This window comes from Mycolicibacterium flavescens (genome assembly GCF_001722335.1).
GTDB lineage: Bacteria > Actinomycetota > Actinomycetes > Mycobacteriales > Mycobacteriaceae > Mycobacterium > Mycobacterium flavescens.
In genome coordinates, this window is the sequence record NZ_MIHA01000014.1 from 167,916 (window position 1) to 176,806 (window position 8,891).

Annotated in this window: 11 protein-coding genes and 2 tRNA genes; 5 read left to right on the forward strand and 8 right to left on the reverse strand. The window is 69.5% G+C overall.

Annotated elements, in window-relative coordinates:
- Positions 1-2: 2 nt before the first annotated feature.
- Positions 3-1,325 (forward strand): protein kinase domain-containing protein, encoded by a 1,323-nt coding sequence (locus tag BHQ18_RS19170; protein WP_069415229.1) that lies wholly within the window; start codon positions 3-5, stop codon positions 1,323-1,325.
- Positions 1,322-3,199 carry a Stk1 family PASTA domain-containing Ser/Thr kinase gene (gene pknB / locus BHQ18_RS19175; protein WP_069415230.1) on the forward strand — a complete coding sequence of 626 codons (1,878 nt, stop codon included), beginning with the start codon at positions 1,322-1,324 and terminating at the stop codon, positions 3,197-3,199. Before BHQ18_RS19170 ends, pknB begins: the two co-directional genes overlap by 4 nt.
- Here the strand turns inward: pknB and BHQ18_RS19180 are convergent, their stop codons facing one another.
- Both BHQ18_RS19180 and BHQ18_RS19185 read right to left on the reverse strand, forming a co-directional pair.
- On the reverse strand, positions 3,200-3,886 hold the full coding sequence (locus BHQ18_RS19180; protein ID WP_069415231.1) for an aminodeoxychorismate/anthranilate synthase component II: 687 nt from the start codon (positions 3,884-3,886) through the stop codon (positions 3,200-3,202).
- A gap of 22 nt (positions 3,887-3,908) precedes the next feature.
- Positions 3,909-4,664, reverse strand: a complete 756-nt coding sequence (locus BHQ18_RS19185) for a DUF881 domain-containing protein (protein WP_084294145.1) — start codon at positions 4,662-4,664, stop codon at positions 3,909-3,911.
- A 100-nt stretch (positions 4,665-4,764) separates the two neighbouring features.
- Between BHQ18_RS19185 and crgA the strand changes: the two genes are divergently transcribed.
- Positions 4,765-5,028 carry a cell division protein CrgA gene (gene crgA, locus BHQ18_RS19190; protein WP_069415233.1) on the forward strand — a complete coding sequence of 88 codons (264 nt, stop codon included), beginning with the start codon at positions 4,765-4,767 and terminating at the stop codon, positions 5,026-5,028.
- A 155-nt stretch (positions 5,029-5,183) separates the two neighbouring features.
- Positions 5,184-5,615, forward strand: coding sequence for a PH domain-containing protein (locus BHQ18_RS19195; protein ID WP_084294146.1), 432 nt, complete (start codon positions 5,184-5,186; stop codon positions 5,613-5,615).
- Here BHQ18_RS19195 and BHQ18_RS19200 read toward each other — a convergent pair.
- Complete coding sequence (locus tag BHQ18_RS19200; RefSeq protein WP_205866140.1) at positions 5,612-6,157, reverse strand: peptidylprolyl isomerase; 546 nt, start codon at positions 6,155-6,157, stop codon at positions 5,612-5,614. The genes BHQ18_RS19195 and BHQ18_RS19200 overlap by 4 nt on opposite strands.
- Positions 6,158-6,245: 88 nt before the next feature.
- Between BHQ18_RS19200 and cwsA the strand changes: the two genes are divergently transcribed.
- The gene (gene cwsA, locus BHQ18_RS19205) at positions 6,246-6,677 is read left to right on the forward strand and encodes a cell wall synthesis protein CwsA (protein ID WP_069415236.1); all 432 of its coding nucleotides are present in this window, start codon (positions 6,246-6,248) and stop codon (positions 6,675-6,677) included.
- 196 nt (positions 6,678-6,873) lie between these two features.
- Here cwsA and BHQ18_RS19210 read toward each other — a convergent pair whose 3' ends face one another.
- The 5 genes from BHQ18_RS19210 to BHQ18_RS19225 form a co-directional block, all read right to left on the reverse strand.
- Positions 6,874-7,635, reverse strand: coding sequence for a dienelactone hydrolase family protein (locus BHQ18_RS19210; RefSeq protein WP_069415237.1), 762 nt, complete (start codon positions 7,633-7,635; stop codon positions 6,874-6,876).
- Positions 7,636-7,676: 41 nt separating this feature from the next.
- Positions 7,677-7,749: transfer RNA gene (locus BHQ18_RS19215), tRNA-Ala, on the reverse strand.
- A complete protein-coding gene (locus tag BHQ18_RS30800; RefSeq protein ID WP_264010134.1) occupies positions 7,740-7,868 on the reverse strand; it encodes a hypothetical protein in 129 nt (42 codons plus the stop codon). Before BHQ18_RS30800 ends, BHQ18_RS19215 begins: the two co-directional genes overlap by 10 nt.
- Before the next feature lie 14 nt (positions 7,869-7,882).
- Positions 7,883-7,956, reverse strand: a tRNA-Ile gene (locus BHQ18_RS19220).
- Positions 7,957-8,033: 77 nt separating this feature from the next.
- The coding region (locus tag BHQ18_RS19225; protein ID WP_069415238.1) for a DUF3566 domain-containing protein at positions 8,034-8,891 on the reverse strand (858 nt) is incomplete at its 5' end.

Consider the following 8,891-nt stretch of genomic DNA (forward strand, 5'->3'; position numbering starts at 1 on the left):
CAATGACGGCCCGCGTGGGAGTGACGCTGTCGGGCCGCTACCGGCTGCAGCGGCTGATCGCCACCGGCGGTATGGGCCAGGTCTGGGAAGGCGTGGACTCGCGGCTCGGGCGACGGGTGGCGATCAAGGTGCTCAAGGCCGAGTACTCCACCGACCCGGAGTTCGTCGAACGGTTCCGCGCCGAGGCCCGCACCGTCGCGATGCTCAACCACCCCGGTATCGCCAGCGTGTACGACTACGGCGAGACCGACATGGACGGCGAGGGCCGCACCGCGTATCTGGTGATGGAACTGGTCAACGGCGAACCGCTGAACTCGGTGCTCAAACGCACCGGCCGGCTGTCGCTGCGGCACGCGCTCGACATGCTCGAGCAGACCGGCCGTGCCCTGCAGGTCGCCCACTCCGCCAACCTCGTGCACCGCGACGTCAAGCCCGGCAACATCCTCATCACCCCCACCGGGCAGGTGAAGCTCACCGACTTCGGCATCGCCAAGGCCGTCGACGCCGCGCCGGTGACCCAGACCGGGATGGTGATGGGCACCGCGCAATACATCGCACCCGAGCAGGCTCTGGGCCACGACGCGACCGCGGCCAGCGACGTGTATTCGCTGGGAGTCGTTGGCTACGAATCTGTTTCGGGTAAGCGGCCGTTCACGGGTGATGGTGCGCTGACGGTGGCGATGAAGCACATCAAGGAGACTCCCCCGCCGCTGCCCGCCGACCTGCCGCCCAATGTGCGCGAGCTGATCGAGATCACGCTCGTCAAGAACCCTGGCATGCGGTACCGCTCGGGCGGCGCGTTCGCCGACGCGGTCGCCGCGGTGCGCTCGGGCCGTCGCCCGCCGCGGCCGAACGCCGCGCCCTCGCTCGGAAGGGCCGCCCCCACCGCGGTCCCGTCGGCCACCCAGGCCCGCGCAGCCGCCGACATCACCGGCCGGGCCCCGGCGACCGCGGCCCGTCCGCGCCCGGTGACCGGCAGCCACCGTCCGCCGCCGCCGCGGCGCACCTTCTCCTCCGGCCAGCGGGCGCTGCTGTGGGCGGCCGGGGTGCTCGGCGCGCTGGCGATCATCATCGCGATCCTCATCGTGCTCAACGCCCAGGACCGCCAGGACCAGGCCCCGCAACCCCCGACGATCACCAACACGATCACCGAGACCACCCCGTTCGCGGCGCCCGGCGCGGCCGGGCCCGGGGATGATGCGAGACAATCGGGGGTAACCCCGTCGCAGACGATTGCGTCGCCGGCAATGGTGCCGGTGGCGCTTGCCCTGCCGGCCTGGCCCGGTGACCTGCGACTATCGGCTTCAGAACAGACATCCTCATGACATCCCCGCAACACCTGTCCGACCGGTACGAACTGGGCGACATCCTCGGCTTCGGAGGCATGTCCGAGGTTCACCTCGCACGCGACCTCCGTTTGCACCGCGACGTCGCGATCAAGGTGCTGCGCGCCGACCTCGCGCGTGACCCCAGCTTCTATCTGCGGTTCCGCCGGGAGGCCCAGAACGCCGCCGCGCTCAACCACCCGGCGATCGTCGCGGTGTACGACACCGGGGAGGCCGAGACGCCGACCGGGCCGCTGCCCTACATCGTCATGGAGTACGTCGAGGGCGTCACGCTGCGCGACATCGTGCACAGCGACGGCCCGATGGAGGCCAAGCGGGCCATCGAGGTGATCGCCGACGCGTGCCAGGCGCTGAACTTCAGCCATCAGCACGGCATCATCCACCGCGACGTCAAACCCGCGAACATCATGATCAGCAAGACCGGCGCGGTGAAGGTGATGGACTTCGGCATCGCCCGCGCGCTGGCCGACGCCAACAGCGTGACCCAGACCGCCGCGGTCATCGGCACGGCCCAGTACCTGTCGCCCGAACAGGCCCGCGGCGAGAAGGTCGACGCCCGCTCCGACGTGTACTCGCTGGGCTGCGTGCTCTACGAAATCCTCACCGGCGAGCCACCTTTCGTCGGTGACTCGCCGGTCGCGGTGGCCTATCAGCACGTCCGCGAGGACCCGGTGCCGCCGTCGCAGCGCAACCCGGCGATCAGCCCGGAACTCGACGCGGTGGTGCTCAAATCGCTGGCCAAGAACCCCGACAACCGGTACCAGACCGCGGCCGAGATGCGCACCGACCTGGTCCGCGTGCACAGCGGCGAACAACCGGACGCGCCGAAGGTCTTCACCGACGCCGAGCGCAACTCGCTGATGTCGACCCCGCCGGCGCATCAGCGCACCGAGCCGATCGAACCGGTGTCGCGCCCGCCGGCACCCGGGTACGCCGACCGTGAGCGTCGCGGCTCGGTGGGCCGCTGGCTGATCGCGGTGGCCGCGCTGGCGGTGCTGACCGTCGTGGTGACCGTGGCGATCAACATGTTCGGCAACGGCACCCGCGAGGTGCAGGTGCCCGACGTCAGCGGTCAGGCCTCGGCCGACGCGATCGCCGAACTGCAGAACCGCGGCTTCAAGACCCGCGAACAGCGCCAGACCGACTCCACGGTGCCTCCCGGCACGGTCATCAACACCGACCCGCGCGCGGACTCGTCGGTGGACGCGGGGGAGGAGATCACCCTCAACATCTCGGTCGGCCCCGAGCAGCGTGAGGTCCCCGACGTCAAGAACCTGACCTACACCGAGGCCGCACAACGGTTGCGGGAAGCCGGTTTCGACAAGTTCCGGCAGTCGGCGTCGCCGTCGACACCCGAGCTGAAGGACAAGGTGTTGGGCACCAATCCGCCGGCCAACCAGACCGCCGCGGTGACCAACGAGATCACGATCATCGTGGGGTCGGGACCCGACAGCAAGATGGTGCCCGACTGCGTCGGCCTGACCGTCGACGACTGCCGGCGCATCCTGACCGAGACCGGCTTCGCCAACAGCATCGACGTGCAGGTCGACAACATCAAGGCGGCCGGTCAGGTGGTGGGCACCAGCCCCGCGGTGGGCCAGAACGTGCCGGTGGACACCGTGATTCAGATTCAGGTGTCGCGCGGCAACCAGTTCACGATGCCCGATCTGCGCGGCATGTTCTGGACCGAGGCCGAACCGTATCTGCGCAGCCTGGGTTGGACCGGTGGGTTGATCAAACTGCCCAACGCCCAGAACAGCGGGGTTCCGAGCAACGGCGTGGTCACCCAGCAGCCGTCCGCGGGGACACCGACGACCTACGGATCGTCGATCACGCTGAGCTTCGCCCAGTAGCTAGGCGGTGCTGCGCGCGGCGCCGGCCGCCCGGCCCGCCTGCAGCGCGCTGGCGACCTCGTCTTCGAGTTGGCGCACAAGCGATTCGGCCGGGGCGCTGCCGCAGTAGCCCAGCCAGTTGGCCAGCATGCGGTGTCCGCCCTCGGTGAGGATCGACTCCGGATGGAACTGCACCCCGTGGATGGGCAGCTCGACATGGCGCACGCCCATGATGACGCCGCCCTCGGTGCGCGCGGTGACCTCGAGCTCGGCGGGCATCGTGTCGGGCAGGATGGTCAGTGAGTGGTAGCGCGTCGCCGTGAACGGCTCCGGAAGTCCTTTCAGGACACCGACATTCGAGTGGTGCACGACACTGGTCTTACCGTGCAGCAGTTCGGGTGCGCGGTCGACGGTGCCGCCGAACGCCACGCCGATGGCCTGGTGCCCGAGGCACACGCCCAGCAGCGGGGTGCCGGCCTGCGCGCACGCTTTGACGAGGGGGATCGACGCGCCCGCCCGCTCCGGGGTGCCGGGGCCGGGGGACAGCAGCACGCCGTCGAAGTCCGCGGCGGCCTTCGCGATGTCGGCGTCGGTGGCGAGGCGGTCGTCGTCGTTGCGCCAGACCTGCGCGTGCACCCCGAGCTGACCCAGATACTGGACGAGGTTGAACACGAAGCTGTCGTAGTTGTCGACGACCAAAACCTGCATCGGTCCAGGTTACTTGCTGCGGTCAGTATCCGATCGGGCCAGCCGGCTTGGCGAACTGCATCCGCACCGGATCGCCGTGCCCGACGAGTTCGACGTCCGAACGCGGCTCCTCGGCGTATCCCAGCCCGAACCGCACGACGTACTGCCGGTAGAGCGTCACCAGTGGCGCCGCCGCGAGCGCGGCCCGCATCGCGTCGGCGTCGCCGATGGCGGTGATCACATACGGCGGGCTGTAGGTGCGGCCGTTGAGCAGCAGGGTGTTGCCGACGCACCGCGGCGCCGACGTACCGATGATGCGCTGATCCTGCATCTGGATGCCCTCGGCGCCTGCGCTCCACAGCGCGTTGAGGACGGCGTCGATGTCCTGCTGGTGCACCACCAGATCGTCGGGTCTCGCGTCGCGGGGGAAGCGGCCCTCGGCGTCGCGCTGGGCATCGTTGAGCGTGACGACGAGGCCGGGCCCGCGCACCGGCGCCAGGCCGGACTGGGCCACCAGCGCGTCGGCGCGCGCGGTGATCGCGGCCAGCGCGGCGTCGGTGCCGGGGCTGGCGCCGTGGCTGGAGTCGGCCTCGGCCGCCAGGGCGTCGCGCTGCGCGCTGAGCCGGTCCACCGACTGCTGGGCCTCGCGGACCAGGTCGACCAGGCGCGGGGCGTCGCTGCGCCGGATCTCGCTGCCGTCGGAGACGGCGTGCGTGGCGGCCAGCAGCAGGCCCGCCAGCAGGCACACCACGGGCACGCCGAGGCGCCACCCGCTCCATCCGGCGCGCCAGCTCCGCATCCTCTTCCCGGCTTCCTGCCCCGCTGGCCCGACCACGCTGCGTCGGGGCTGCGATAGGCTCGTGCCAACATCGTCGCACCTAGTTGTCCCGAAGGTAACCATGCCCAAGTCCAAGGTCCGCAAGAAGAACGACTTCACCGCCAACGCGGTGAGCCGGACGCCCGTCAAGGTGAAGGCGGGCCCGTCGAGCACGTGGTTCGTGGCGCTGTTCATCGGTTTGATGCTGATCGGCCTGGTATGGCTGCTGGTCTTCCAGCTCGCATCGTCGGCGATCCCGTTCCTGCAGGACCTCGGGCCGTGGAATTACGCGATCGCGTTTGCCTTCATGATCACCGGCCTGTTGCTCACGATGCGCTGGCGCTGAGCCAGGCGAGCAAAGGGATGAATTCATTCTGGTCGCCGCGCGTTACCCGGTCAGCAACGTCGCGGTAACCGGATCACACGGATGTGATTCATCCCCATTGGGGATAGCACTTGTGGATAACCCCGTTCGCAGCGGTGAAAGGGTGTGGAGAGCGCATGCAGCAAACTCAGTGGAGTCCTCCCACCGGCGGCATCATCGCGAGCGGCATAGGTGGGATTATCTTGGCTGCCGCCGCTGTGAGCCTGATCACAGACCCTCCAGGACGTGTCCTGGCCGGCATTGCCGGGGTGGGCTTGATCTTGTTTGCAAGCCTGTCGTGGCGCGCTCGGCCGAAGCTGGCAATCGGAAACGACGGTCTGGTAGTCCGCGGTTGGGTGAGCACGCAGGTGCTCACCCGCGATGAGATCAAGCTGATCCGGATCACCGAATTCCGGCGGTTGGCCCGCAAGGTCCGGTTGTTGGAGGTCGACACGGCCGACGACCGGCTGCTGGTGTTCAGCCGGTGGGATCTGGGCGCCGACCCGCTCGAGGTCCTCGACGTGCTGGCCGACGCCGGATACGCCGGCGCCGGTCCTGAGCGTCGCTAGGCGATCGTGATGGAGTCCACCACCACCGGGTCGGTGGGGCGGTCGCTGCGGTCGGTCTCGGTGCCGGCGATCGCGTCGACCACCTTCTGCGACTCCGGATCGACGACCTCACCGAAGATGGTGTGCCGACGGTTCAGGTGCGGGGTCTTGCCGACCGTGATGAAGAACTGCGAGCCGTTCGTGCCCGGTCCGGCGTTGGCCATGGCCAGCAGGTAGGGCTTGTCGAACTGCAGTTCCGGGTGGAACTCGTCCTCGAACTGGTAACCCGGGCCGCCGCGGCCGGTGCCGGTCGGATCGCCGCCCTGGATCATGAACCCGGCGATGACGCGGTGGAAGATCACACCGTCGTAGAACGGGCCGGAAGTCCCGCCGGAGGCGTTCTCGCCGCTGTAGTCCTTGGTTCCCTGCGCCAGTCCCACGAAGTTGGCGACGGTCTTGGGGGCGTGGTTTCCGAAGAGAGCGATCTTGATGTCGCCGCGGTTGGTGTGCAGCGTCGCGGTCGCGGTCTGAATGGGGCTCGTCACGGAATGTGAGTCTGCCACGCGCCGTTCGGCGCCCAACGGGCACCGTGCGGCTGCGGCAGATGGCAGGCTGGGGTCGACCCCCACGAAGCGGCGAGGAAGGTGTGCGATGAGCCCGAAGACGGATGTCAGGCTGAGTCCCGGCCGGCGGCTGAACCGCGGCCTCAAGTACACCGCGCTGGGCCCGGTCGACGTCACCGTCGGCGCGCTCGGCCTGGGCGTCAACGGTGCGCGATCGTCGGCGTCGTGGGTGGGCGAGCGGTACCGCACCGGGCGGCTCAAAGCCGAACTCGCGAAAGAACTTGCCGCTGCGCAGGAGACCATCGCCCAGGAGCTGGCGGTCGCGCAGGAGGTGGTGGCCGGGCTGCCGGCCGCGGTGACGCGGGCCCGGTCGCGGCGACGGCGCCGCCCGCTGGTGCTGGCGGCCGTCGGCGTGGTGGCGTTGGCCGGGGGAGCGGTGGCGTTCTCGATCGTGCGGCGCTCGAGCCAGCCGGACCCGTCGCCGTTGCCGCCGAGCGTGGAGGTCGCACCGCGGCCGTAACGTCCGCGCGGTGGCGAAACTGAAGATATTGACGAGTTCTGCGCCATCATTCGCGCACAAGCTCAGTTTCGACGCCCAAGATCCTCGTCGAACAGCTCCAGCCACGCGCGCGGAGTGTGCCTCGGGGCCGTGACCGTCCACGCGGTGGCGAAACTGAAGATATTGGCGAGTTCTGCACCATCATTCGCGCACAAGCTCAGTTTCGGCGCCCGAGCTCCTCGTCGAACAGCTCCAGCACCGCATTCCAGGCGCGCGGAGTGTGCCTCGGGTGATATCCGACGCCGGGCACCGTCGGCTCTGTGTGAGTGGTCCCCCCGGTAGGCGACCCGTCGGAGGTTGTCGGCTGGGCCCAGAAGGCGTGCTTGGCGCCGCCGTAGACATTCGCGCGCCAGTCGATTCCGGCGTCCTGAAGCACGCGGCCGAACGCCAGGACCTGCTCAGGAGTGCAGAGTGGGTCCTCGGAGCCGGTACACAGAAGGACAGCGCCGGTCAGGTTGGTCCAGTCCTCGGCGGTGACGTCTTGCAGGCCGGGATGGACGGCAGCGACGGCCTTGAACGGCACCCCCGCCCTGGCGAGCTCAAGGACGATGCGGCCGCCGGCGCCGTAGCCGAGCGCGAACAGCTTTCCGGCGTCGACGCCGGGCACCGCGAGAAGGACATCCAGCGCGGCACGGCCGATCGCCTGCATCCGCTCGACATCGGCCAGCAGCGGCATGACCCGGGCCAGCATCGCCTCCGGTCGGCCGGTGAACACCTGGCCCCCGTGATAGTCCATCGCCAAGGCCGCGTAACCGCGGGAGGCCAGGTCGTCGGCGCGGCGCCGCTGATAGTCGTCGAGGCCGATCCCGTCGTGTCCGATGAGCACGGCCGGCCACGGCCCCTCGCCCGGCGGCAACGCCAGATGGCCGACCATCGTCAATCCGTCGGCGTCGTATGTGACTTCACGCATTGCACTCATCGGCACACGCTATCGAGGACGGACGGTGTGCCATCTACTTGTGGAGCCTAGGAGAATCGAACTCCTGACATCTACCTTGCAAAGGTAGCGCTCTACCAACTGAGCTAAGGCCCCTGGATCGCCGACGGCGCGTCAGGCACTGTGTGCCACACCTCGGCGCCGGTGCGCGAGCGCCAGACCGCGACGGCGGCTGCGGCCGCGGCGACCGTGGCAAGCATCGCCACCAACTTCATGGTGAACCTTTCCGTGGGGCTAGGAGGACTCGAACCTCCGACCTCTTCGTTATCAGCGAAGCGCTCTAACCGCCTGAGCTATAGCCCCGTTACGCCGGTACGGCCGAGCGACGAGATTACCGCAATCGTAGGCTCCCGCCCAAACCGCACCTGTCGGCGGTGACCCTAGTCTCGATCGGCCAGCGTGACCTCGACCCCGCCGACCAGGTCGGTGGACAGGTTGTAGATGAACGCCCCGATCGTGGCCATCGCGCTCAGCAGCACGATGTTGACCAGCCCGATCAACGCCGCACCGCCGAAAATGGTTCCGCTGGAGACCAATTCACCACCCGCGCCGCCACCGGCGCTGGTCAGCAGGTCGCCGACGTTGCTGTTGAGCTTGCTCCACACGCCCATGCCGCCCAGCACCAGGTACAGGAACGCGACCGCGATCATCCAGACGAAGAACAGCGCCACCGACAGCAGCAGCGACACCTTCAGCGTGCTCCACGGGTCGATGCGGCGGATCTGCATGCTGGCGCGGACCGGCCCCTTGTGCCGGGTTCCGACCTGCACCCGGCTGCCGGCAGAGGGTCGGGCCGGTTCGCCGGCCGGCCGCTCGGCCGGTTTGCGCGGCGGTTGCTGCTGCGTCCGCGGCATCGGACCCGACAGATCGGGAATCTCGCTGGCGTATGCCTCGGGCCTGGCGCCGTCGGCGCGCTCGCGGGCCGGCACCTCCTCGGTCGGGGAGGCGCTCGGGTTCGCACCACCGCCGCCGACGAACCGGTTCAGCTGGTCACCGGTGCGCTCGCGACCGTCGTCGGCCCGGGGCGGTGTGGGTGCCCGCCGCTGCTCGGCCGGACGCGGCTCTGCCGGCCGCGGCCCGGGCTGGGCCGCACGGGTGGCCGGGCCGCGCTGCCAGGGCGGGACGTCGCCGGACTCGCCGGCCCGCGCGCCCAGCGACTGGTGGTTACCGCCCGAGCCGTTCGGCGCGTTGCCAGCGGGCCCGGCGCCGCTGGGCCCGTTGCCGCTGGCCGGGCTGTC

Excerpts from the sequence above, each read along its gene's own strand:
- BHQ18_RS19170 (WP_069415229.1), top strand. The coding sequence starts at position 3 with ATGACGGCCCGCGTGGGAGTGACGCTGTCGGGCCGCTACCGGCTGCAG.
- pknB (WP_069415230.1), top strand. The coding sequence starts at position 1,322 with ATGACATCCCCGCAACACCTGTCCGACCGGTACGAACTGGGCGACATC.
- BHQ18_RS19180 (WP_069415231.1), bottom strand. The coding sequence starts at position 3,886 with ATGCAGGTTTTGGTCGTCGACAACTACGACAGCTTCGTGTTCAACCTC.
- BHQ18_RS19185 (WP_084294145.1), bottom strand. The coding sequence starts at position 4,664 with ATGCGGAGCTGGCGCGCCGGATGGAGCGGGTGGCGCCTCGGCGTGCCC.
- crgA (WP_069415233.1), top strand. The coding sequence starts at position 4,765 with ATGCCCAAGTCCAAGGTCCGCAAGAAGAACGACTTCACCGCCAACGCG.
- BHQ18_RS19195 (WP_084294146.1), top strand. The coding sequence starts at position 5,184 with ATGCAGCAAACTCAGTGGAGTCCTCCCACCGGCGGCATCATCGCGAGC.
- cwsA (WP_069415236.1), top strand. The coding sequence starts at position 6,246 with ATGAGCCCGAAGACGGATGTCAGGCTGAGTCCCGGCCGGCGGCTGAAC.
- BHQ18_RS19210 (WP_069415237.1), bottom strand. The coding sequence starts at position 7,635 with ATGAGTGCAATGCGTGAAGTCACATACGACGCCGACGGATTGACGATG.
- BHQ18_RS30800 (WP_264010134.1), bottom strand. The coding sequence starts at position 7,868 with ATGAAGTTGGTGGCGATGCTTGCCACGGTCGCCGCGGCCGCAGCCGCC.